The sequence below is a fragment of the Parabacteroides faecis genome (assembly GCF_014647375.1).
Taxonomy (GTDB): domain Bacteria; phylum Bacteroidota; class Bacteroidia; order Bacteroidales; family Tannerellaceae; genus Parabacteroides; species Parabacteroides faecis.
This window is the reverse complement of the sequence record NZ_BMPB01000017.1, coordinates 35,375-60,074: the sequence shown is the minus strand read 5'-3', so window position 1 is coordinate 60,074 and position 24,700 is coordinate 35,375. Positions and strand designations below refer to the sequence as shown.

The following is a 24,700-nucleotide window of genomic DNA, read 5'->3' as shown; positions in this document are numbered from 1 at the left end:
CCATAAATATTTATGACGCCCTCGAAAACAGAATACTATACCAAACGAATTATATCAGGTATTGCAAAGTTCTTTATCTGATACGACCGGAGCCATCCAGGAAGTTCAGATAGGCTTTTTGACCGACCGATACACTTACAGCCTCCTGATCACCTCCGTTCTTCCGATACTCAATCTTATTATTCATGACCATAAATTCGGTTCGCCACCAGTCTGTCGACGGTAATTTGACACAAAGGCGCAAATTTCCGTTTGCAACAAAAGCAGGTGAAACAAACTCACCTTCACCGGAAGGTACCGTAAACTTACGAGCATCATCGAAGGTATCCCAACCTCCTGAAACATCACCTGTTACGTAGATATCCGGAGAGAAAAATTCCAATATATAATTCAGACTTTTACCTTCCAATGCCGTAGTAACCACCACAATATACCAACCTGCATTCTTTACGCCGATATTCATTCCGCCACTACCGTCATCCACGCCGGACACTCCGGCTAAAGAGGCCGATTCAGCAGGGACAAGACCTTCCGAATAAGCGACCTGATTACCGTCCCACATAGGCTGTGCATTGAACTTCATTACATTATTGCCTCCGAAATACTGAACAGACCAAAACTTACCCGGAGTATCCGTTACCGGAATCATTTCAACCCATTTACCCCAACTGCTACCGGATGCAAAGTCACCGACTAAAAACATCTGTCCCGGTAAAGATACGGGAGGCTCTACGTTATATCCCAAAACTTGCGGTAACTCAATAACATTGGACGAGATCTGCCCCATCCCGTTATTGGATAAAGCCGCATTCAGACGGACATACACCGCCATAGGTGTTTCCGGAAGTTCTGTATTTTCGTTGGCTGCTTTCCATAAATCCAGTAAAGCCATTGCAAACTCAACTGCATCTACTTTCAATTCCGGACGGGGATAAGTTGTAGACAAAGTTACATAGTTAGCAGTTGTACCGGTTGCCTCATCGGCTTCTTTAAAGGTATTTTCCAAAGATAGTTGTACTCTATAAGTTGTTCCGGCTGCATAGCCATAGTCAGGCTGTACACATGTCAGGTCGACAGACGAAATATTCTGCAGGTCATATATACCGGATGCTTGTTCCGGTGTATTCAGATTGAACCCGGTCGGCTCCTGAAAAACAGGATTATCGTCTCTGTCGTTGCTGCATCCGATCCATAACAGGGAACCGGCTAAAAGCAGCATGAATATATTCAGTTTCTTCATTTTCTTTCAGATTAATCGTTATTATTTCAAAGATTCGTAACCGGTGTTCTGTTTCAGGTTCGGATTGGCCGTCAGATCACGGTCGCTGATAGGATACACATTAAAACGGCTGTCCAGATTGGCAACACCTTCAAGTGTACCGCCCTTATAAGCCCAGGCGTAATCTCTGGTAAATTTACCGAAACGCACCAAATCTGAACGGCGTTGTCCTTCCCAATATAATTCACGGGCACGTTCATCGAGGATAAAGTCGAGAGACAGATCGGATAGAGAAATGTTTCCACTCTGGTCGCCATAAGCACGTTCACGCAATCTGTTCACATATTCAACAGCCTGTTCTTTACTGGTTCCGGCAGCATTACGGACTGCACATTCGGCATAGATCAGATAAATATCGGCCAGACGGAACAAAGGGAAGTCGGTGTTCGGATCAGGAGTCGGTGTTACAGCAGCACCATCCCATCCCAGATTAGTGAATTTATAGCAGAGATAACCGGAATCCCAGTCCTGCATCTTTGATTCAGGTGTTCGTTTTCCGGCACCATCGTAAAAAGCATACCGTTTATCTTTCTTGACGCGGCTTCCATGACTATCGGTTCCGGCATCCGGGCTTTCGTCAAAGAATTCGATCATTTGCCGTGTCGGTTTCAGGCAAGTCCAGGAAGAAGACATACCAAACCACGTCTGGTCGAGGTCGCCACCGAAAGCACCGGCAGTCAAGACAATCGTGCTTCCATAACTTTTTGCATTGACATTGTCAAAAGGTATGGCATAGATGATCTCATTTTTATGGATACCGGTCAGATGGTTCTCACCACAGAAAAGGTTCGCATAATTATCCTCCAGGCCGAAACCGGCATCGATCACTTTCTTAGCATAAGTAGCAGCTTTATCGTACATCGGTGTACCTGTATACACTTCGGCGTTCAGATACATCTTGGCTAACAAGGTATTGATTACCGGTTTGGTGATACGGCCATACGTTGCCATAGAAGGTGTTTCATCGAGATCACCGTTCTCTGACAGGTCGACAAGTTCATTCACTACCTTTTCAAACAATGCTTCTGCTCCTATCTGTGAAGGTTTCCACGATTTATCATCCGTAGGACTGTCATCCCAGACAACACCCGGATTGCGATAAAGGTCGATCAGGTAATAATAGTTCATTGCCCGCAAGCCACGTACCTGATCCCGGTATTTCTGAATATCTTTAATATCGCTATCGGTATGATAAACATCCAGAAACTCTTTACAATAGCGGACGTTCAACATGGCACGCTGATAAAAGGTATATGCATAGGGCAAGGTATAGTCCCAGTCGATCTCGCAAAGTTCCACGATACCTTCGTCTGTCCAGTTCCAGATGGCCTCATCCGTAGGGAAAAGCTGCATGGAAAGCAGTCCGCGAAGGAAAACCAGCGAACCCTGGTCCCCACCCTGCAGGTCCGGTTCCACATTCGGGTCGGAAGAATTTCCCGACAGGCCGAAACCGGAATAGATTTTGGCAAGGAATGCCTGACAATCCGCTTCATTATGAATGGATGCGCTCGATTTATCCAATATCGGTTCCTGATCCAGATCACCCAGGCAAGAGGTTGCCCAGACACAACTACAAGAAGCGATGAATAACGATATATATTTTTTCAGTTTCATGATCTATACAATTTAGAAATTAATGTTAACTCCGAATAAAACAGTGATCGGACGCGGATACACATTGTTATCCATACCGTCATTTACTTCCGGGTCCAGTCCGTCATATTTAGTGATGACGATCGGGTTCTGAACCGTAGCATAAAAACGGGCATTACAGCCTGTGGCAAGGAACTTATTTACATTATACCCTAATGTGATATTGTCGATCTTCAGATACGAAGCATTCTGGATATAGTAATCAGATAAACGCTGGCGAGTCTGAAAACCGGTCTTCAACGCCGATGTAGGCTTATTGCTCAATGCATTATTACCAAACACTTCATTTACACCGAGAGCAGCATTGGCAGCTGTCGCATTAAAGTTATAATTCCCCAGGCTGATACGTCCGTTAAACCCGAGATCCCAGTTTTTATAACTGAATTTGGAATTGAAACCCATCATTACATCGGCTACCGGATTTTTGTAACGATACAAATCATTGTCGTTCACTACACCGTCGCCGTTACGGTCTACATATTCCCCTTCTATCGGGTTACCGTCTTTGTCGTACACCTGCTGAAATACATAGAAGGAACCGGGAGCATATCCCACACTGTGGATTTTCAGACGCAGACCACCGTCACCACCGGTCGATTCAAAACGTTTACCCGGAGAATCCGAATTGTCGTTGTAAGTCAGTTCAGTGATCTTTGTTTTGTTATAAGCGATATTGAATCCCAGATCCCAGTTGAAATCTTTTCCTACCACCGGGCGAGTGTTGATAGAAAACTCAAAACCTTTATTCTCCAACGAACCGATATTCGAAACGACATATTCGGCGAAGTCGGTACCGGCAGGAACATTTACTTCCGCATTGATCAGGTCTTTGGTCTTGCGGATATACCCATCTACAGAACCGCTGATCCGGTTGTTCAGAAAACTATAATCGACGCCCATATTATACGTTGTCGTTGTTTCCCATTTCAGGTTCGGATTAGCCGCTGTCGGAGCTATCACATTCACCCAAGTCACATTCCCGGCTGCATCATAGATAGGATACATGGCACCGCCTTTCCCTTCCCGATAAAAAGAAAGATACGGATAATCGCCCTGGTTGATATCCTGTTGTCCGGTAACACCCCAACCCAGACGTAACTTCAGTTCATCCAGACTGTTGAAATCTTTCAGGAAAGATTCTTCATTCAGCTTCCAGCCTAACGCCAATGAAGGGAAAAGTCCCCAACGCTTATTTTTTGCAAAACGAGACGAAGCGTCGTCGCGTAAGGTAAAAGTCAACAGATACTTGTCCATCAACGAGTAATTCATACGACCGTAGAAAGAGGCCAATACATATTTCGTATCTGTTTCCTTATATTCATTGCTTACCGTTGTATTCTGGCCGAATGCTTCCGGACGGCGTGACAGATAATAAGTCACTTTATCCGTTTTCGTACGATAACTCTGGTAAGAATATCCAGCCATTACATCGAAATGGCTGGATATGGATTCAAAGTCCTTTGAATATTGGCCATACAGATCAAATATCTTATTGTTGTGCGAATTATTATAGATATTACGGCTTCCGGTCGCATCATCGTCCGGCTGATAAGAACCGGGAGCATTCGGGTCTACATACTTCTTACCTTCCACGGAAGTATAGTCGATCCCCATATTCATGTTGACACGAAGTTCGGGCAGGAAATGAAACTTATAATCGAACTGGGCATTTCCGATAAACGATTTGGCAGTCGAACGATCGTCTACCATTTCCAGCATAGACACAGGATTCACACCGGCAGAAGTCGAACGGGTTCCGTCAGGCGTATAATCGCCCGTCCAGGTAAAGAAACCACCATATTTACTATTGTTATATACAGGTTTGGTAGGATCGAAAGCTACTGCGCTACCCAAAGCCCCCGTATCGGCAAAACGGTTCTTGATATAAACGCCTTTTGCGTTCAGATTCACATTCAGATGATCGTTAAACAAAGAAGGAGTCAAAGAAAGGCTTCCGGTATACCGCTGGAAGTTAGAAGTTTTCAGAATACCGTTCTGATCGGTATAACCGAAAGATACACGGTACGGCATAAACTCTTTAACCGAACCATACGCACTGAGATTATGGTCAGTAGAAACAGCCGTACGTAAAACTTCATCCTGCCAGTCCGTACTTACACCCGGATGCAGGTCCAATGCTGTCAGCATACCCTCCGTAACATTCGGTGAATTAGTTATATAGTCCCGGTATTCATCTCCGCTCATGACATCGACCTTATTACGTTTCGTACTGATCGACACATTTCCCGAATAATTGATCTTTACGCTACCGCTTTTCCCTTTTTTGGTTGTAATGATAATCACGCCATTCGATGCACGTGAACCGTAAATAGCGGCAGCCGAAGCATCTTTCAATACGGTGAACGATTCGATATCCGCCGGATTGACCGTACTCAACGGATTGCTTAAGCCGTCAGGAGCACTGTTATTCATAATCACCCCGTCGATAACCACCAACGGGTCGTTCTTGGCAGACAAGGAAGAACCGCCACGAATACGGATCGACGAAGAGGAGCCCGGTTGCCCTGTTGAAGAAGCGACCGACACACCGGCCACTTTCCCCATCAACATATCCTGCGGACTGACCTGTACACCTCTGTTTTTCTCGTCCGGCTTGATTGCCGTCACCGCCCCGGTCGCATCATTCTTCTTTACCGTACCGTAACCGATAACGACTACGTTTTCCAGCATCTGGGAATCTTCCGCCAAAAGAATGTTCATATTGGATGCGGCAGGCAGTTCCTGCATTTTATATCCGATAAATGAAACAGAGATAATATCTCCTTTGGAAGCGGCCAACATAAACTTACCGTCTACATCCGTGACTGTACCGTTCGTTGTCCCTTTTATAATGACATTTGCCCCGATAACCGGTTCTCCTGTAGGATCTTTCACAACTCCATTCACCGTCATTTGCTGTGCAAACACAGAGATGGACATACACAAGCCTGCGATGAGCATCAACAAAGCTTTAAACCTTAAATGTTTCATGTGCTTAAATTTAAGTTCTTTACAAGTTTACTTAATAACCTTAACAATCCTTTTACCTTATAGATTTTTTAACCCTTTTATATCTTTCTGGTCTTTTACCTCAAAGATACTGATGGCATAGCCACCACCGCTGGCAGCCTTCAAATTCAATTTACTCTTGTTTGTCAACAGCCCTTTCTTAATCGTATAGGACTGTGGATTATTTTTCCAGTCGGCATCTTTCGCATCTGCATATACAGTTGCGATGTATTTCTTACCCGGCTCGAGGAAGTCGAAAGAAAGGCGGGAGTCATGTCCGTTCTCGTCTGCCGTACAACCGACAAACCAATCACCTGTCCCCTTTGCCTTGCGTGCAATCGTGATATAATCACCCGGCTCAGCTTCCAGATAAAGAGATTTGTCCCAATCGAGGGCAACATCTTTGATGAACTGGAAAGCATCGGCATATTGTTCGTAATGTTCGGGAATATCTGCAGCCATCTGAAGCGGGCTGTACATCGTTACGTAAAGAGCCAATTGGCGTGCCAACGTAGAACGGACCTGTGAAGTGTTCGACGGATTCATCACACTGCAATGCGTTTCGAAAATGCCTGGTGTATAATCCATCGGTCCACCGATCAGACGGGTGAACGGGAGGATCGTGGTATGGTCGACATTATTACCTCCGAACGATTCATACTCAGTTCCGCGAGCCGATTCGTTTCCGATCAGGTTCGGATACGTGCGACACAAACCTGTCGGACGGGTAGCTTCATGGGCGTTTACCATAATCTTATAACCGGCTGCTTTCTTTACGGCATACAGATAATGGTTACACATCCACTGTCCGTAATGATGTTCGCCGCGAGGGATGATATCACCGACATAACCGCTTTTCACACTGTTGTATCCGTTGTCTACCATGAACTGATACGCTTTGTCCATATGACGTTCATAGTTACGTACGGAAGCCGAAGTTTCATGGTGCATCATCATCTTGATGCCTTTACTTGCCGCATAACGATGGATTTCCTGTACATCGAAATCAGGATAAGGAGTTACGAAGTCGAATACATAATCTTTGCTCTTTCCGAACCAGTCTTCCCAACCTTCATTCCATCCTTCCACCAGGACGGCGTCGAAACCATTGGCCGCGGCAAAGTCGATATAACGCTTCACATTAGCTGTATTAGCAGAGTGGCGGCCGTTCGGTTTCACCTTTGTGTAATCCGTTTCGCCCAACTTGACACTGCTTAATTCATCCGTATAAGCCCATGTTCCTTTATTGGTGATCATATCCCACCAGATACCGATATATTTAACCGGTTTGATCCAGGAAACATCTTCCAGTTTACAAGGTTCGTTCAAGTTCAGAGTGATACGTGAAGCCAGAATATCACGCGCATCGTCACTTACGATAACCGTTCTCCACGGAGACTGACAAGGAGTTTGTAAATATCCTTTATCCCCTTTGGCATCCGGAGTAAGCCAGGATTCGAAGACCATATTCTTATCATCCAGATTAAGGTGCATACAAGAATAGTCAACCAAAGCTGCCTCATGCAGGTTGATATACAGACCATCCTCCGATTTCATCATCAACGGTGTCTGAACACCAGTCTGGGAGAAAGGTGTTTGTGAAGAGTTAGGCGTAACGGCTTCCTTCATCAACCCGCGGATTTCGCTCAGGCGGGAAGTAACCGTACTGTATTCTTGTGTGTCATAATCGCCCGGGAGCCAGAACGCCTTATGGTCGCCTGCCATGGCAAACTGTGACTTTTCCTCTTTGATCACGAAATAATTCAGCTCTTTCTGCTGCGGAAATTCATAACGGAACCCTAACCCATCGTTGAACAGGCGGAAACGGATAACGATAGAACGGTCGTTTGCCGGTTGATCCAACGTAACGGCCAGCTCGTTATACTGATTACGAATTTCTTTTTCTTCTCCCCATACCGGTTGCCAGGTTTCATCGAAAGCAGCCGTACGGGTATCCGTTATTTTAAATCCGTCATACAGGTTCGTCTTTTTATCCAACGCTGCAACATCTTTGCGTTGTTTGAACTCGAAGTCGACAGCGGCATCCGCATCTTCCTTCTTCAACTCCAGCCCTAGTTTACTGGGGTTGATCACTTCTTTCTGTTTATAATTCAGGTCATAAACCGGTGCGCCCTTTTCATCCAGCTTGAAAGTCATTTTCAGATTTCCATCCGGTGAGAGTAATTGCTGGGCATACGACACCGCACAGCAGCCAAACAGTGTGGCCAAAAACAAAATACTACGTTTCATGGTGTTATATGATTTATATTAACATTAAAATTCAAGGATCATAACATCTCTTGCAGAAAGAGACAGGGAGGAATCCAACCGGATATTCTTACCACTCAGCAGTTCATTTGCCGAAGAGGCAGGAAGCACTTCCCGGTAGGGAGCAAGGTCAAGCATTTTCTTTTCATCCGTACCGTTCAGGAGAACGACAACAGAACGGTTACCCAATCGTCTTTCGTAGACATAAACGCCGTTGCGCGGAATGAAATGTGTATAGGAACCTTTGGCGACCACTTCATTTCCGGCACGCCACCGAAGGAGTTTCTGTATATAGGTGAATGCTTCTGTCTGCAACGAATCACGTCCTGCCGGAGTGAATGCATTTACTTTATCTCCTTTCCAGCCTCCGGGAAAGTCGTTACGCAAAGCACCGTCGCCGTTTGCCTTATCGCCGGCCATCACTATTTCCGTTCCGTAATAGATCTGTGGGATTCCACGGACAGTCAACAGGAAAGCCAACGCCTGCTTGTAACGGTTCAGACCGGAAGACGGTGTCGTTTTATAGAAACGCGAGGTATCGTGATTATCCAGGAATACCAAAAGGTTCATCGGATTAGCATACACAATATCCTGTGACAGATAATCGTAAATCTTCGCCAGCCCCCTGTCCCATTCGTTCGTTTCCTCATCGAAAACATACGACATCAGGTTCGTCAGCGGAAAATCCATCACAGTAGGCAAATAAGAATTACGGGGATAAGCCACCTTGCTGTCTTCCTGCCAGAAAGAAACACCGACATTGCTACCGAGCCAGGTTTCACCGACAATATTGAAATCAGGATATTCCGCTTTGACCGCCCGGCACCAGCGCGCCATCATCTCAAAGTCGGCATACGGGTGTGTATCCTGACGGATACCGTCTATTCCGGCATATTCGATCCACCAGATACTATTCTGTATCAGGTAGGTAGCGACATGACGATTTCGTTGATTCAGGTCGGGCATGGATTCGGTGAACCAGCCGTCCACACTTTTCGTCTTATCGTAATCCGAACGGTGTATATCCATTTGCGGCATGGTCTGGTAAGAGGTCTGTGTAAAATTATCCTGGAAGTTGAACCAGTTGTCAGATGGTTTATCTTTAAAGAAGAAATGTTCGCTGCCACAATGGTTGAAGATCATATCCATTACGATCTTCAGGCCCTTATTATGAGCAGCTTCTACCATCCGACAGAATTCCTGGTTGCTACCCAAACGCGGGTCGACGGCATAATAATCGGTGATTGCATAGCCATGGTAAGAACCTTCCCGCATATTGTTTTCAAGAATGGGATTCAACCAGATAGCTGTCACGCCCAGATCGGTAAAGTAATCCAGGTGATTTTCTATTCCTTGAATATCACCTCCATGGCGGGCAAAAGGATCGGAACGGTCTACCTTATTCTCCAACATCCCCGAAACGCGGTCGTTGTCGGGATTGCCATTCGCGAAGCGGTCAGGCATGATCAGATATAATACATCAGAAGCATCAAAACCTTGCGCTCCGGCAGGACTGTCTTTGCGGTCTTTGATCTGATAAGGAATAACGGCCTGCTCACCGTTCTTCTTCAGAATGATATCGAATTGTTGCGGAGCCGTCTCTGTCAAATCCAGATATAATAACAAGTAATTGGGATTTTCCAGCCGGACAATTTCCTTGATACGGATATCCGATGCCGACAGAGAGACATTATCTGTAGAAATATCGTTACCGTATAATAAAATCTGTAATTCGGTATTCTGCATACCGGACCACCAGAATGCCGGTTCTGTTTTCTGCACATTCAAAGCCGATACCCAGGGCAGATTGAAGGTCAGACATAGTACAATCGTAATAATAATTTGTTTCATGGAATGATTTGTTTGTTAACGGAAGCAAATGTAGCAGGTTGGTCAACCGGAAACTTCCATTAGAAAAAAAATCAAAACTCATAAAAGCATCTTATATCTGATTTACAACAATATAACCCCAACCAAACAGGGTAAAAATCAAAACTAATTAGAAAGAATTATAGCCTGGCACTATAGTGATACACGGGATAGCATTATAGTATTACTGGGTATTACACTATAGTGCGAGATACCATAGCACTATATAGGGAGCAAGTTCACTCCCCATAAAGTAATCACTCGTACCTTATAGGAAAAAGGCAAACACCCTATAAAGAAAAAACGTAAGTATTTCTCTGAAAAAACATAAGTATTTTTGCAAATGGGTAGGCATCGGTTGGTAAGCGGGTAGGCACTCATAAAAAATACTCCGATTATCATTCGATTATTCCAATCTGACACAAGCTGCTATCGTCGTCAGCGAAAGAAATAAAAGCGATATTAAACCAAACCTTATCATATTTAATATTTTTAGATAGTTATTTATTGTTATACTCTTCGTCTGTTACAGGTTCATACCATTGGGTTACTCCCAAATGCACTTTTGTATTAACAGCAATATGAGTGAAACTGCTGTCGGGAGCCGCTCCATGCCAATGCACTACATCGGCAGGAATGGCAACCACATCACCGGGATGCAATACTTGTATAGGTTTTCCTTTCTCCTGATAGTAGCCTTTACCAGCAGTGGCGATCAAGATCTGACCACCCGGATGCGAATGCCAACTGTTGCGGGCTTTCGGCTCGAATATCACATCTGACACCACAACATCGAATGTTTCACTGTCGGTCATCAACCTTTGAAGATAAGCCGTACCGTTAAAGTTAGCACCTTCGATAGCACTTCCTCTAGGAAAGATAGAAGTAGAAACGGCAGGCTGGGCTGTTTCAACCTTATTCACCGGCTTCCGGATGCAGGCTCCAAGTACCACAGCCAATAATAATAAGCAAGTTATCTTTTTCATATCAAAATATTATTTCAGATATTGTTTGAAGAAAGCATCCAATTTGGGAAGCGTGATCTGCAGATACTCCGGTTGGTCGTATAAATCCACATGCGTTGCTCCGGGTACGACAAACAACTCTTTTGGTTCGGCTGCTTTCGCATAGGCATCTTCTGAAAAATAGGCAGATACGGCGTTCTCACCCACAATAAAAAGCACCGGGCGCGGAGAGATGGTTTCTATCTGTGCAAAAGGAAAGAAGTTCATCATCGGAGCAAGACTCGTGTAGGAGTAATAGCCCGTGGAATTAGGATGCTGCCCACGTTCCGGATTATCGTAATAATCGAGGAAGTCGATCGCAAACTTCGGTGTCGAGGCATCTACTTTTTCAGGCAGTGCGCGGATATCTTTGCGCGCAGTACCACTGTATTCTGCAGTACGTTGAACGCCGATGGCATCGAGAATTGCCATACGTTGCTCATACGTTTGCGAATCTCCAACACCCTGACGCCTGGCACGCCCCATGTCGTACATGCTGATTGTGGCAAGTGCCTTGATACGGTGGTCGATCTGTGTGGCACTGACAGAGTAACAGCCACCCCCACAGATACCGATGACACCTATTTTATCGGCATCGACAGCCGAGTGATTCGACAGGAAGTCGACCGCAGCACTGAAATCTTCCACACGCACTTCGGGTGATTCTATACGACGTGGATAGCCACCACTCTCGCCATAGTAGGAAGCATCGAAAGCCAACGTTACATAACCGAGCTCCGCCAGCCTGCGGGCATGAAGTCCCGAAGTCTGCTCTTTTACGCCGCCAAAGGGATGACCGACGATGATTGCAGCATACTTCTTTGTTTCATCGTAATCTTTGGGCAGATAAAGATCACCTGCAATATCTATCAGAAAACGATTGTGGAAAGCCACTTTCTGCACTTTCACTCCATCATCCAATATCTGAGACGGGGCATCGGAGTATACAGCCAACCCTTTACTGTGCAGTAGGTCGTTCAGTACCAGTCGTCCGGCATCGGCTTCGCTGCGACCGATATTTCTCTGAACTACGGCAAACAGATTGCGCAGTTCGTCGGAAGTGACACCTATGTTCATTGCAATATTCATGTGGCTACGCAGCATCGGTTCCACCCCTTTACCAAGTGAGGCGATTACAGCAACAGTAGCCAGTTCACGTTCCTGGTAGGTCAATACGTCCCGTTCGAAGAGGTCAGCAAAAAGATGTTCTTTGAGGAACACTTCGATTTCGGGAGCCAGCACGGCATAGCCGGCTTTCGACGCATCGGCTGGTACACCTGATATCTCGGCCAATATATCCCGTCCTCGTTCGTACTTGCTACGGGTATCGGTTATCGGCGATGCTTCCCGCCCCCAATTATCCTCGATACCTCCTTTTTTGCGTTCGGCAAGTACCTCGACAAGAGTTTGCAGTCCGCGCAATGCCCGAGGAAATCCACAATAAGCATAGGTATGTACCATTACCTCTTTGAGTTCATTGACGGTCATTCCGTCGTTCAGTCCCGTAACGAGGACTGGTTTCAAATGATGAAGGTCTCCCTTACCCACAAGGGTCGCGACCTCTACAATGTGTTGTCGTTTGTTGTCCATCTCTTGTTCCACTTTTGGAGTTTGTGCAACCGCATTTCCGTACCAAAACAAGATACAGAACAGGGTCATCACTAATTTTGATTCTATTTTCATTGTTCTGAATATTTATTTATCTGTTTTATCTGATGCAAAATTAGTCTGATATTTCTGCTTTGACCGGTCATAAATTACGGTTCTGTGTATAATTATTACAGATCAGGACTGACAACCCGAAGATATTTCTTATTTTTGTATAGAAACAATGATACATGCTGTTATGGAGAAGATTATAAAACTGAATACGATCAAAGATTACAATGATTTTTTGGGTATAGAGACTCCCCATCCATTGGTCAGCGTGATCGATGCGTCGAAAATCAAACCGTTGCATCATACCCGTAAAAATATTGGATTCTATGTCATTTATCTAAAAGACATTAAATGTGCCGACCAGATTAAATACGGTCGAAAATTATACGATTTTCAGGAGGAGACACTGGTGTTTGCCGCACCGGGACAGATTATCGGTAACGACGATACAGGTGAAGTATTTCAGCCCAAAGGGTGGTGGCTGACATTTCAACCCGAGTTGTTACACGGCACCCCCCTGGGACGTCATATGCAAGACTATACATTTTTTTCCTATGCAGTCAATGAGGCACTACACCTTTCGAAACAGGAGCGACAAACCGTTATCGACTGTATGATAAAGATCGATGAAGAAATCAAAGGAGCGACGGACAAGCACAGTAACCTGATTATTGCCTCGGCTATCGAGTTATTACTCAATTATTGTACCCGGTTTTATGATCGTCAGTTCATTACCCGCAAAAAAGAGAATAAAGATACGCTCAGCACCTTCGAAGCGTTACTGAACGATTATTTTACGTCGGATAAACCCCAGTTATTTGGAACACCGACCGTAGCTTATTGTGCAGAAAAACTACACTTATCGGCGAATTACTTCGGAGATCTGATAAAAAAAGTAACCGGTTCTTCTGCACAGGAATATATCTTGTCGAAAATAATGGATACAGCAAAAGAGTTACTCGCCGACCCGGCCAAATCAATCAGTGATGTCGCTTATGCTCTAGGGTATCAATATCCACAATATTTTAGTAGGGCATTTAAGCGTATCGTCGGATATTCGCCAAATGAATACAGAACATTGAGAAAAACACTCCTATGACTAAAACGATATCAGCCATTCTCCTGTTTCTGTTCTGCATTCAGTTGCCTTATGCTTCTGAAAAAGACAAGACGAATCTATCCCTGCTAAAAGAACTGGATCGCACGATTGCGCAGAAACCTTTCTTCCAGCAGCAACGGGAACAGGAAGCCGATAGCATTAAAAGTCTGTTGAAAGCGACCTCTTCGCTGGAAAGCAAATATGAACTATACGGAACTTTATTCGGTATCTACCTGCATTTCCAGGCAGATTCAGCCTTGCATTACCTGGAAAGAAGAGAGGCTTTGACCGACTCACTCCGTAACCCATCCTATAAGAATGACCTGCGGATAGCCCGGGCAGAGGTTCTCGGTATCATGGGGCTTTATAACGAAGTTCCCGAACAGCTGGAACAAATACAGAGAGAGAGTCTTAGTGAAGGCTCATTACTTTATTATTATTATACCAGCCGTACTTTCTATGGATGGATAGCCGATTACACCCGCACGAACGACCGTCATAAATACATCGCCCAGACAAACGCTTACCGCGATTCGATCCTGGCTGTTACGCCAAACGGCATCGACCATAATATCGTACTGGCAGACCAGTTGATCGTAAACGGTAATCCGGATGAAGCCATTCGCCTGATGAACGACGAACTGACAAAAGCTCAGGGCACAGAATCCGCTATATACATATTATATAACCTATCCCAGGCATACGCTCAAAAAGGCGATACGGAAAAGCAGATCTATAACCTGTCCCAAACAGCGATCAGCGATCTGAAAGCAGCCAAACGTGAATATATATCCCTGCAAAAACTGGCGTTACTCATGTTTGAAAAGGGAGATATCGAACGGGCATACAAATACCTGAGCTGTTCGATGGAAGATGCCGTTGCCTGCAATGCCCGTCTCCGTTCAGTCGAAGTGACCGAGTTTTTCCCGATCGTGGATAAAGTTTATAAACTAAAGATACAGAAAGAGAAACAGATTACCCGCACCCTGCTTATCAGCATCAGCCTGATGGCAGTCCTTTTACTGATCACCATCGTTTACCTCTACCGCCAGATGAAAAAGCTGTCGTTTATGCGTAAGAAAGTCAGTGCCGCCAACGAACAGTTACAGGAGATCAACCAGGAACTGAGCCAGGCCAGCAAAATAAAAGAAGAATACATCGCACTCTACCTGAACCAATGCGTTATCTATCTGGATAAACTGGATACATATCGCCGTTCACTCGCCAAACTGGCAATGGCCTCCAAGCTGGATGATTTGTTCAAGACGATCAAGTCCGAACAATTCATACGCGACGAGCGGAAAAACTTCTACAACGAGTTCGATAAATCATTCCTCCGGCTCTTCCCCCGTTTCATCGAATCTTTTAACGGCTTAATGACGGAAGAAGGAAAATTATATCCTAAATCCGGTGAGATATTATCGACCGAACTCCGCATCTTCGCCCTCATCCGGCTCGGAATAAACGACAGTAGCAATATCGCCCATTTCCTGGGATATTCGCTGGCTACGGTTTATTCCTACCGAAGCAAGGTCAGAAGCAAGGCACTGAATAAAGAAGAGTTTGAACAACAGGTAGCAGTCCTGTAAACATATTTCAAATAAAATCACTACATTTGCCTTCCGTTATTATAAGGAAGGAAATAATTAAATGATCGATCAACCTACCATAGACCGGATACTTGACGCTGCAAACATTGTGGATGTTGTTTCTGAATTCGTTACCTTGCGTAAGCGAGGGATCAACTATGTAGGATTATGTCCGTTTCATACTGACAAAACACCCTCTTTCTACGTCTCTCCGGCTAAAAATATATGTAAATGTTTTGCCTGCGGCGAAGGAGGCACGGCTGTTCATTTTATTATGAAGCATGAACAGCTGAACTATTTCGATGCCTTACGTTATCTTGCCAAGAAATACAACATCGAGATACAGGAACGGGAACTGACCGATAAGGAAAAGCAAAGACGCAGCGACCGGGAAAGTATGTTGATCGTCAACAGTTGGGCACAACAGTATTTCAGCACCCAACTGTACGAACACGTAGAAGGGAAAACCGTCGGATTGCGTTATTTTGCCGAACGTGGATTTCGGGAAGACACCATCCGTAAATTTCAGTTAGGTTACAGTCTTGACCAGCGGGATGCTTTATATAAGGCAGCAACCAAGAACGGTTATAAAAAAGAATTTCTCGAAAAGACAGGACTCGTCATCGTCTATGACAACGGAGGAGTCAATGACCGTTTCCGTGGCCGTGTGATCTTTCCTGTACATACCCTAAGCGGAAAAGTCGTAGCTTTCGGTGGACGCGTACTCAAAAAAGACGAGAAGACAGCCAAATACGTCAACTCACCGGAAAGTGAGATTTATCACAAGAGTAATGAGTTGTACGGTATCTATTTCGCCAAACAGGCCATCGTAAAGGAAGACCGCTGTTTCCTGGTGGAAGGCTATACCGATGTGATCTCCATGCACCAGGCGGGAATCGAGAATGTCGTTGCTTCTTCCGGTACGGCTCTTACACAAGGACAGATACGGCTTATACACCGTTTCACCAGTAACATAACCGTATTATATGACGGTGATGCCGCCGGTATCAAAGCCGCTCTGCGCGGTATCGACCTGTTGCTGGAAGATGGCATGAATGTCAAGGTGGTCCTGCTCCCCAACGGTGAAGACCCCGACTCGTTCGCCCGTAAACACAATGCCAGTCAGTTTGCTGAATTTATCAAGCAGAGCGAAACAGACTTTATCCGCTTCAAAACCCGTTTATTATTGGATGATGCAGGAAACGATCCGATCAAACGATCGTCGCTGATCACGGATATTATCCGTACGGTAGCCATCATTCCCGACAATATTGCCCGTTCAATCTATATCCGCGAATGCAGTGCAATGATGGAGATAGACGAACAGGTGTTGTTGAACGAAGTCAATAAAATTCGTTTAAGCAAAGAAGAAAGACAAAATACACAGGGTACTCCTCCGGTATCCAATACGATGAGTATAATACCGGAATATCCTGATATTCCCGGTTACCAGCCAATCGTTGAGGATAGCTTTTTGCCACCGCCGGACGATGCGATGCCATTACCGGACGATAATATGCCTCCTCCTCCACCGCCAATGGAAGAATATCCGATGGAAGAGACAGGGCCTATGGAGGTTCCACCGCCCGATTTTCCGCCGGTACAACCTACACAACCGGTCCATCCCGTCCAACCGAAACGCTCTCCATATGAGGTATATGAGCTTACGTTGTTGAAATATATCGTGCGGTACGGTGAACAGGTCTTGTTCGATTATGTGGATGAGGAGACAAACGAACAGGTCATAATGCGAGTTGCAGAATATATCCGTTACGACCTGGAGCGTGACGATCTGACTTTTTATACCCCTATCTTTAAAAGCATGCTCGACGAAGCCTCAGAGAAATGCAAGACCGAGGGATTTAAAGCCAGCCGTTATTTTCTGGCCCATCCGGATCCGAATGTCAGCAGGCTCGCCGCCAACCTGATCAGCGAAAAGTATCAACTAAGCAAATATCACAGTAAATACCGCGAGTTGGAACAGGAGCAGGATAAACTGGACCAACTGGTCATCCGTGAACTATATGCCATGAAAGATGCCTATATCCTCCGGCAGATAAAGGAGGCACAACTGGGTATTAAAGAGGCACATGCCCAGGGAAATGAAGATAAGGTGTTCGAGTTGATGAAACAACTCACCCACCTGAACGAAATAAAAAATGTATTGAGTAAAGAATTAGGAGAACGTATCGTATTAAAAATGTAACAATCTTAAAGCCTATGAACTTTCTGGAAACAGAAGATGTGGTCAAACAATATGCCAATCATCTTGCCCTGAATAAAGTCAGCATACAAGTTCCCGAAGGGAAAATATTCGGGTTACTCGGACCGAACGGTGCCGGAAAAACCACGCTGATCCGTATTATCAACCGTATCACGGCTCCTGACAGCGGAATTGTCCGTTTCAACGGCCGCGAATCGAAGCCGGAAGATATTTATCAGATCGGTTACCTGCCCGAAGAACGGGGATTATACAAAAAGATGAAGGTCGGCGAACAGGCCATTTATCTCGCCCAACTGAAAGGATTGTCCTATCAGGAAGCCCGGACTCGCCTGACCCGCTGGTTTGAAAAGTTCGACATCATGCCCTGGTGGAATAAGAAACTGGAGGAGTTATCAAAAGGGATGCAACAGAAAGTACAGTTCATCATAACCGTGATACACGAACCGGCATTGCTCATCTTCGATGAACCGTTCAGCGGCTTCGACCCGGTGAATGCAGAACGGCTGAAACAGGAAATCCTGGAACTGAAAGAAAAAGGGCATACGATCATCTTCTCTACCCATAATATGGCTTCGGTCGAAGAAATATGTGACAATATAGCCCTGATCAACAAATCGCAAGTCGTACTGTCGGGTAATGTAGCGGAGATCAGAAACCGTTTTCGTAACAATACGTTTACACTGCGTATCTCATCCGACAGCGAACTTTCAAACGATCATTCTGATATTTTCACGCTGCTTTCTGAAAAAGACCAAAGTGGAATACGCGAATTACAAATCCATAAAGCAGACGGAGTCAGCAATTCCGCCTTATTATCCGCTTTATCCGAAGAGGTCGAGATTCTATCGTTTACCGAAGAACTTCCATCCATGAATGATATATTTATTAATACCGTTTCGGGCACAAACTCTACACTGGCATGAATAAAATAGGACTTATTATCAAAAGAGAATATCTGCGCCGGGTAAGCAAAAAGTCGTTTATCCTGCTAACGTTCCTTACACCATTTCTGTTTGCCGCACTGGTATTCGTGCCGTTATGGTTATCGACCATCAAGGGAGACGAAGTACGTAACGTTGCCATCATCGATACGACCGGAAAGTATGCCCCGTTGTTCGAGAATAACGAAAGCTATCATTTCATCCATAGCAATAAGACGCTGGATGAATACCGGCAAAACGAGGACAAAGAAATATTTGCCTTCCTGAGTATCACGGACGATCTGCTGGACAATCCCAAAGCAGCGACCTTGTATTCTGAAAAACAAGTACCGGTAGAACTGAGCCGGATGGTCAACCAGACACTCAGCAAACAGCTGGAAAGCGAGAAACTGGCATCCTTCAATATCCCTAACCTGAAAGAGATCATCCGGGAAAGTAAGATAAACTTTAATGTACAAACGATCAAATGGAGTGAAGATGGCAAGGAAAGTGCCTCATCGGCTACCGTGGCTTCCGTGATCGGGATGGTATTTACCTTTATCATTTATATGTTTATCATGATGTATGGAGCGATGGTGATGCAAGGTGTTATGGAAGAAAAGACCAACCGTATCATTGAAGTGATGATCTCATCGGTTCGCCCGTTCGATCTGATGATGGGGAAAATCATCGGTATCGGCTTTGTCGGGCTGACACAGGTATTCCTGTGGGGAGTTATCACAACGATCCTCGTGGCTGTCGGAGGATTCATGTTCTCCGGTGGTGCGGATGTGACAGCCTTACAGGCAACCCCGTCCATGGGTATGATGGATGCAGGCGCACTGGCTTCCTCTTCGGGCAATGAGATTATGGGAATTATCAATTCGATCAATATTGCGGAAATAGGAATCTCTTTCATCATCTATTTTATTGGCGGTTATATGTTATATGCCTCCATATTTGCTGCTATCGGTTCGGCTGTCGACAGCCAGGAGGATACCCAGCAGTTTATGGCTCCGGTTACGATCTTTATGATCTTTGCTTTGTATGCCGGTATATATAGTATGGAGAACCCGGACGGACCGTTGGCATTCTGGTGTTCGATGATTCCGTTCACCTCTCCGATCGTCATGATGGTACGCATCCCGTTTGAAATACCGTTATGGGAAAAGTTATTGTCTGTAGCGTTATTATATGCTTCCGCTATCGGAATTGTCTGGATATCCGCCAAGATATACCGGGTCGGTATCCTGATGTACGGAAAGAAACCGAGCATCAAAGAGATGATCAAATGGATCAAATATAAATAATATGGAACAGAATATATCGCTTATACTAAGCCGTCACGGGGAGACGGAAGAAAATAAACTACGCATCATGCAGGGACAGATGCCCGGACATCTCTCCGAACTGGGCAAACAACAGGCGGAACAACTTGCCGACCTGTTAGAAAAGGAAGAGATCGATATCATCGTTAGCAGCGACCTGGCACGAAGTTACGATACCGCCATGGCCGTTGCCCGCCGAAAAGGACTGGAGCCGGTCCAAACGCCGCTACTCCGGGAAATGGACTGGGGTGTTTACACCGGAAAGGTTGCCAATGAACTGGATTTCAAAAAACTCCCGGAAAGCGTAGAGAGCCTGGAGGCTTTATATAAAAGAGCCGGAGAGTTTCTGCAATTCCTGCAAACGAACTTCCCCGGAAAACGTATCCTGGCGATCGGACACGGAGGTTTCAACCGTGCCATTATCGTACGGATAGAAAAAAGGCAGCAAGAGGATATCCTGAAGCTGCCGATCATGAAAAACACAGCTTGTCTGCGCTTTTCAATCTGAATGATTCTTTGTTATTGTTTATACCTGGGGCTGCACGACACTGAATGTACCGGATGCTTTACTGACCAGTTTATCGTCGCAATAAATCTCACACTCGCTGAAATGAACGTGACGTCCGGGTTTGATCACCGTACCTTTAGCGATCAGTTCCTTGCCCCAGGCGGCTCTTAAAAAAGAGACTTTCAATTCTGCCGTCAGGACATCTTTGTCCAGCGGTGTCATCGTATAAGCGGCAAAACCGGCGATCGTATCCGCCAAAGCCGCCAGCACACCTCCGTGAATAACCCCGCTGTACTGGCGTTGTTCATCATGTAAAGGCATGCGTGCCTCGACTATTCCATCCTCTACCGTCGTGAATTGAACGCCCAGATGATTTACATATGGGTTCGTTTTTACCCTGTCAAGCAATCTTTCTTTTACTTCTGTATTCATTATTTTTACTCAATTAGTTGGTTTCCTTCTAGCGGATCGTGATCTTACAATCATCCAGATTATCTATGATTGCCAGGCTTTCCACATGGATACCCGATTCACGCAAAGCTTTTCCACCGTCCTGAAAGGCTTTCTCTATGATAAAGCCCATGCCGGAGATAGTAGCACCTGCCTGTTTTGCCAGATCCAGCATTCCCATAGCCGCATTACCGAAAGCCAGGAAGTCATCGATAAAAAGAATATGGTCGTCGGCTGTCAAAAAGTTATTACTTATACAAACCGTATAATCACGATCTTTCGTAAAAGAATGGACTACCGTACTCAGCATATTCTCCATTGTCTTCGGTTGTTTCTTCTTCACAAATACCACCGGCAATTGCAAGATATATCCGACCATGATAGCCGGAGCAATACCACTGGCCTCGATCGTCACGATCTTATTGATATGTTCTCCTTCAAAACGTCTGATAAATTCTTCAGCAACCTTATACAGAAGCATCGGGTCCATCTGGTGATTAATAAAACTATCCACTTTCAGGATGCCTCCCGGATAACATCTGCCATCTTGCAAAATACGCTGTTTAAGTAATTCCATGTGTTTTTATTCTGTTTTATCTACTTTGTCTTCTTTTACGTGGATCAGGACATTGGCTATGATCGCCGTCAAACCGCCGGTAGTGATACCGGATGAAAATATTCCCTTTATAGCTTCCGGAGCTGTTTTCAAAATATCAGGCATCAGTTCTACCCCTAATCCCAGGGAAAGACTGACAGCCAATACCAGTGTCGCTTTCCGGTTGATCTCCTGTGAAGCGATGATACGGATACCGGCAGCTGCTACCGTCCCGAACATCAGTAATGTCGCCCCTCCGAGAACCGGATCGGGCATCAAAGAGAACACCACTCCCACGATCGGGAATAATCCCAGTAAAATCAACATGCCGGCAATATAATAGCCGACATAACGGCTGGCAACGCCCGTCAACTGGATAATCCCGTTATTTTGTGCAAAGATAGAGTTTGGAAACGAATTAAAGACACCGGCAACAAAAGAATTTACACCGTCTGCCAGCACACCACCCGAAACACGCTTCAGATACCCCTCTCCTTCAATCGATTTACCGGAAATCATGGAGTTGGCTGTCACGTCTCCTGTCGCTTCGATAGCCGTGATCAGATAAACCAGGCCAATAGCAATGAAAGAAGAGATATTAAAGTCGAGTCCGTATTTAAAAGGTACCGGGATATTGAATCCCATCAGGTTCTGGGAAGAAGCCACACTCATATCGACCATGCCTAAGGCAAAAGACAGTCCGTAACCGATGCACAGCCCAAGTACGATCGAACTCATACGCAGGTATTTGTTTTTACAACGATTGAAGAACAGTACACTCAGCAATACCGTTGCCGCCACACCGATATTCCTCAAACTACCGAACGTTCCGTTATCCATCGCAGCAAACCCACCTCCGCAGGAGACTACACCGACCTTGATCAGACTCAATCCGATCAACAGTACGACAATCCCGGAAACCAGCGGAGTAATGATCGAACGCATATATTTGAATGTCCGGCTAATGATCATTTCGATCGGAGCAGCAGCCATACAAACACCGAAAATAAGCGGCAGGCCACCGGTTAGTCCGGCTGAAATGATCGGTCCGATAAACGAGAAACTCGTTCCCTGTATACAGAGCAGTCCGGCTCCTACCGGACCGATCCGTTTACATTGTACAAATGTGGATATACCGGAAGCGAAAAGAGCCATCGACACCAGGAAGCCGGTTGTTTCAAGATCGAGTTTCAAAGCACCCGCAATAATCAGCGGCGGAGTAATGATCGCGACAAAGATAGCCAGCAAATGCTGCAAAGCTGCAAACAAAGCCTCTTTCAAAGGCGGACGGTCATCTATACCGTAAATCAGATCTGTTTCTTTTACCGGAATAATAGTCTCTTCTAACTCTTCAGTATTTATATCCATATTTGTTATTTGATGATAAATATTTAATTACAGTTTCAGATCTTGAAGGGTCTCTCCTTTGGCATTCAATACACGCAAAGTCATATCCTTTCCTTTTTTCTGAAGTACCATGACCGTCGCACCGTCCATCCGGTAACCGCCTCCTACGATAACCGGGAAATTGTTACCATTGGCAACCCCTTTCGGATAATAAGCATGACGGTGAGTATGTGCATTGATACATACATTAAACGGAGCTTTCGCCAATAAGCCACCCCATAATTCCAGACAAGGATTATAACGGTCCACATCTTTTCCATAAATAGGCACATGATGGATCAACACGCGTTTCGTTGCTTGTTTAAACGGCTTGGAAGCCAGTTCTTCTTTCAGGAAGCCTACTTGTGCCTCACGCAGGGCGGAGAAATCATTCAGGCCATAATAAACCCAATGGTCATCGGGTTTATCTTCACCGCAATCCAACATGACGATACGAGTATCGCCCCAGTTAAACGCACCGTATGTCTTATCGCCGACATAATCGAACAGTTTACGCAAACCGATCGAATAAGCATTCCTGATCTCATGGTTACCACGCAGATAGAATACGGGAACATCCGCTGCCCCGACCGTTTCATTCAGTTCAGAAAGAAAATGAGTTGCTTCATCATGATTGGCGGGATCGTCGATACAATCGCCGTTAAAGATAACGAAATCATAATCTACACCTTTTACCTGATTATATAGTGCCTGCAACGTTTCCGAATGCTTATGAAGGTCATTAAAGATAATGGCTGTAAAATCGGATGTAGAAGATTCCGGCAACGTGAATGTATGGAAATCGGAAACAGCCGTTTCCCCGAATATTTTCTTATAAGCCTGGTAAAGCATGATTTCCTGAGAGCAAACGCGATAATAATAAGTCTTACCCGGTTCCAGGTCATTCAGCCTGATCTTATTCTGCAAATCGTTACAGATCACCTGACCATCCACGATGGTACGCGCTTTCTTTAACTGATTCTTATCCGTGCCATATTCAACCCAACTATAAGCAGGAACAGTAGTCTGCCACATAACCGTAACTCCGTTCCCTACCGGATTCTGCAAATAAGGTTCCGTACGGAAGATCTTGTCAGCGGGTTGTTTGAAAACGATATCCGTTACGATCGGACGATGATCGGAAGCTGCCGGTTCATCGACTACCCAGGCGGAAAGACGTGTAAAGGCAGTAGTATCCTCTGCATAAGCCGCAATATAATCGATTGTTTCAGTCGGTTCATCTGCCGGGAAAGTCGGTTGCTTGGTATTTGTCAGGATTACAAAATCGTTCTGTATACCTTTAATGACTTCCGAATCCGGATGAGCATTAAAATCGCCGGCAATAAAGAGAGGCTTATTCGCCTTTGCAGCTTCTCTGCTGATAATCTCCAACGAAGCCAGGCGGTCTTCCCCTGTCAGGGAAAGGTGGGTACAACAATAAATATACTTTTCAAATTCTACGATAAGCAGGGCACGTTCTTCTTCTCTTCCCGGGAGTGCCAGATACCGATAACCGAGCGGTTTCTCTTTGCTCAACATGCCGATACCGTATTTTCCTCCGTCATAATCGATAGCAGGAGCATATACCGGATACATCAATGTTTTGTCAGCCAGCACACGCAACACATCGGTCTGACCGCTCCTGCCCGTCACACTGTCCACTTCCTGTACGGCAACAACATTCGGATGCACTTTATTGATCACGTCGGCCGTACGTTGAAAGTTGGAAACATCATCCATTCCTCTCCCGTTACGGATATTATAACTCATTATACGCAAGGTATTATCTTCCCTCGCTCCCTTCTCCTGTGAATAAAGGTTGCATAACGGCAATAACATAAAAAGTACCGCCATTAACCC

Annotated in this window: 17 protein-coding genes; 6 read left to right on the top strand and 11 right to left on the bottom strand. The window is 45.2% G+C overall.

All coding sequences use genetic code 11. The features are described from left to right. Window positions 1-73: 73 nt before the first annotated feature. From IEY67_RS22290 to IEY67_RS22260, 7 genes are all read right to left on the bottom strand, one after another. The gene (locus IEY67_RS22290; protein ID WP_183672419.1) at window positions 74-1,240 is read right to left on the bottom strand and encodes a SusF/SusE family carbohydrate-binding protein; all 1,167 of its coding nucleotides are present in this window, start codon (window positions 1,238-1,240) and stop codon (window positions 74-76) included. Between the two features lie 21 nt (window positions 1,241-1,261). Next, entirely contained in the window at window positions 1,262-2,893 is a 1,632-nt protein-coding gene (locus IEY67_RS22285; protein WP_183672418.1) for a RagB/SusD family nutrient uptake outer membrane protein, read from the bottom strand. Between the two features lie 12 nt (window positions 2,894-2,905). Continuing rightward, the gene (locus IEY67_RS22280) at window positions 2,906-5,923 is read right to left on the bottom strand and encodes a SusC/RagA family TonB-linked outer membrane protein (RefSeq protein WP_183672417.1); all 3,018 of its coding nucleotides are present in this window, start codon (window positions 5,921-5,923) and stop codon (window positions 2,906-2,908) included. A 57-nt stretch (window positions 5,924-5,980) separates the two neighbouring features. Then, window positions 5,981-8,191: a glycoside hydrolase family 97 protein gene (locus tag IEY67_RS22275; RefSeq protein WP_183672416.1), complete on the bottom strand. Its 2,211-nt coding sequence runs from the start codon at window positions 8,189-8,191 to the stop codon at window positions 5,981-5,983. A gap of 24 nt (window positions 8,192-8,215) precedes the next feature. Further along, on the bottom strand, window positions 8,216-10,060 hold the full coding sequence (locus IEY67_RS22270; protein WP_183672415.1) for a glycoside hydrolase family 13 protein: 1,845 nt from the start codon (window positions 10,058-10,060) through the stop codon (window positions 8,216-8,218). Between the two features lie 518 nt (window positions 10,061-10,578). Then, a complete protein-coding gene (locus tag IEY67_RS22265) occupies window positions 10,579-11,064 on the bottom strand; it encodes a cupin domain-containing protein (protein ID WP_183672414.1) in 486 nt (161 codons plus the stop codon). Between the two features lie 9 nt (window positions 11,065-11,073). Further along, window positions 11,074-12,765 (bottom strand): alpha/beta fold hydrolase, encoded by a 1,692-nt coding sequence (locus IEY67_RS22260; RefSeq protein ID WP_183672413.1) that lies wholly within the window; start codon window positions 12,763-12,765, stop codon window positions 11,074-11,076. A 163-nt stretch (window positions 12,766-12,928) separates the two neighbouring features. Between IEY67_RS22260 and IEY67_RS22255 the strand changes: the two genes are divergently transcribed. The 6 genes from IEY67_RS22255 to IEY67_RS22230 all read left to right on the top strand — a co-directional run bounded on the left by IEY67_RS22255 (window position 12,929) and on the right by IEY67_RS22230 (window position 20,409). Continuing rightward, a complete protein-coding gene (locus tag IEY67_RS22255) occupies window positions 12,929-13,840 on the top strand; it encodes a helix-turn-helix domain-containing protein (protein ID WP_122375270.1) in 912 nt (303 codons plus the stop codon). Beyond that, complete coding sequence (gene susR / locus IEY67_RS22250; protein ID WP_183672412.1) at window positions 13,837-15,429, top strand: SusR family glycan utilization regulator; 1,593 nt, start codon at window positions 13,837-13,839, stop codon at window positions 15,427-15,429. Before IEY67_RS22255 ends, susR begins: the two co-directional genes overlap by 4 nt. 61 nt (window positions 15,430-15,490) lie before the next feature. Continuing rightward, complete coding sequence (gene dnaG / locus IEY67_RS22245; protein ID WP_183672411.1) at window positions 15,491-17,635, top strand: DNA primase; 2,145 nt, start codon at window positions 15,491-15,493, stop codon at window positions 17,633-17,635. A gap of 14 nt (window positions 17,636-17,649) precedes the next feature. Beyond that, window positions 17,650-18,576 (top strand): ABC transporter ATP-binding protein, encoded by a 927-nt coding sequence (locus IEY67_RS22240; RefSeq protein WP_183672410.1) that lies wholly within the window; start codon window positions 17,650-17,652, stop codon window positions 18,574-18,576. Further along, window positions 18,573-19,883, top strand: a complete 1,311-nt coding sequence (locus tag IEY67_RS22235; RefSeq protein WP_122375266.1) for an ABC transporter permease — start codon at window positions 18,573-18,575, stop codon at window positions 19,881-19,883. The genes IEY67_RS22240 and IEY67_RS22235 overlap by 4 nt, the downstream gene beginning before the upstream one ends. Before the next feature lies 1 nt (window position 19,884). Continuing rightward, complete coding sequence (locus IEY67_RS22230; protein WP_122375265.1) at window positions 19,885-20,409, top strand: histidine phosphatase family protein; 525 nt, start codon at window positions 19,885-19,887, stop codon at window positions 20,407-20,409. An 18-nt stretch (window positions 20,410-20,427) separates the two neighbouring features. Here the strand turns inward: IEY67_RS22230 and IEY67_RS22225 are convergent, their stop codons facing one another. Genes IEY67_RS22225 through IEY67_RS22210 form a run of 4 tightly spaced genes read right to left on the bottom strand, consistent with a single transcriptional unit; the run spans window position 20,428 to window position 24,679 of the window. After that, window positions 20,428-20,841 carry a PaaI family thioesterase gene (locus IEY67_RS22225; protein ID WP_075558412.1) on the bottom strand — a complete coding sequence of 138 codons (414 nt, stop codon included), beginning with the start codon at window positions 20,839-20,841 and terminating at the stop codon, window positions 20,428-20,430. 28 nt (window positions 20,842-20,869) lie between these two features. Then, window positions 20,870-21,436 (bottom strand): xanthine phosphoribosyltransferase, encoded by a 567-nt coding sequence (gene xpt, locus IEY67_RS22220; protein WP_122352045.1) that lies wholly within the window; start codon window positions 21,434-21,436, stop codon window positions 20,870-20,872. A gap of 6 nt (window positions 21,437-21,442) precedes the next feature. Continuing rightward, window positions 21,443-22,822, bottom strand: a complete 1,380-nt coding sequence (locus IEY67_RS22215; RefSeq protein ID WP_183672409.1) for a nucleobase:cation symporter-2 family protein — start codon at window positions 22,820-22,822, stop codon at window positions 21,443-21,445. 27 nt (window positions 22,823-22,849) lie between these two features. Continuing rightward, window positions 22,850-24,679 (bottom strand): endonuclease/exonuclease/phosphatase family protein, encoded by a 1,830-nt coding sequence (locus tag IEY67_RS22210; protein WP_183672483.1) that lies wholly within the window; start codon window positions 24,677-24,679, stop codon window positions 22,850-22,852. Window positions 24,680-24,700 lie beyond the last annotated feature (21 nt).

What these genes read in the sequence shown, in the direction of transcription:
- IEY67_RS22280 (WP_183672417.1), bottom strand. Translation starts at nt 5,923, where the DNA reads ATGAAACATTTAAGGTTTAAAGCTTTGTTGATGCTCATCGCAGGCTTG.
- xpt (WP_122352045.1), bottom strand. Translation starts at nt 21,436, where the DNA reads ATGGAATTACTTAAACAGCGTATTTTGCAAGATGGCAGATGTTATCCG.
- IEY67_RS22225 (WP_075558412.1), bottom strand. Translation starts at nt 20,841, where the DNA reads ATGAATACAGAAGTAAAAGAAAGATTGCTTGACAGGGTAAAAACGAAC.
- IEY67_RS22235 (WP_122375266.1), top strand. Translation starts at nt 18,573, where the DNA reads ATGAATAAAATAGGACTTATTATCAAAAGAGAATATCTGCGCCGGGTA.
- IEY67_RS22260 (WP_183672413.1), bottom strand. Translation starts at nt 12,765, where the DNA reads ATGAAAATAGAATCAAAATTAGTGATGACCCTGTTCTGTATCTTGTTT.
- IEY67_RS22285 (WP_183672418.1), bottom strand. Translation starts at nt 2,893, where the DNA reads ATGAAACTGAAAAAATATATATCGTTATTCATCGCTTCTTGTAGTTGT.
- IEY67_RS22265 (WP_183672414.1), bottom strand. Translation starts at nt 11,064, where the DNA reads ATGAAAAAGATAACTTGCTTATTATTATTGGCTGTGGTACTTGGAGCC.
- IEY67_RS22215 (WP_183672409.1), bottom strand. Translation starts at nt 22,822, where the DNA reads ATGGATATAAATACTGAAGAGTTAGAAGAGACTATTATTCCGGTAAAA.
- IEY67_RS22230 (WP_122375265.1), top strand. Translation starts at nt 19,885, where the DNA reads ATGGAACAGAATATATCGCTTATACTAAGCCGTCACGGGGAGACGGAA.
- IEY67_RS22210 (WP_183672483.1), bottom strand. Translation starts at nt 24,679, where the DNA reads ATGTTATTGCCGTTATGCAACCTTTATTCACAGGAGAAGGGAGCGAGG.
- IEY67_RS22240 (WP_183672410.1), top strand. Translation starts at nt 17,650, where the DNA reads ATGAACTTTCTGGAAACAGAAGATGTGGTCAAACAATATGCCAATCAT.
- susR (WP_183672412.1), top strand. Translation starts at nt 13,837, where the DNA reads ATGACTAAAACGATATCAGCCATTCTCCTGTTTCTGTTCTGCATTCAG.
- IEY67_RS22275 (WP_183672416.1), bottom strand. Translation starts at nt 8,191, where the DNA reads ATGAAACGTAGTATTTTGTTTTTGGCCACACTGTTTGGCTGCTGTGCG.
- IEY67_RS22270 (WP_183672415.1), bottom strand. Translation starts at nt 10,060, where the DNA reads ATGAAACAAATTATTATTACGATTGTACTATGTCTGACCTTCAATCTG.
- IEY67_RS22290 (WP_183672419.1), bottom strand. Translation starts at nt 1,240, where the DNA reads ATGAAGAAACTGAATATATTCATGCTGCTTTTAGCCGGTTCCCTGTTA.
- IEY67_RS22255 (WP_122375270.1), top strand. Translation starts at nt 12,929, where the DNA reads ATGGAGAAGATTATAAAACTGAATACGATCAAAGATTACAATGATTTT.
- dnaG (WP_183672411.1), top strand. Translation starts at nt 15,491, where the DNA reads ATGATCGATCAACCTACCATAGACCGGATACTTGACGCTGCAAACATT.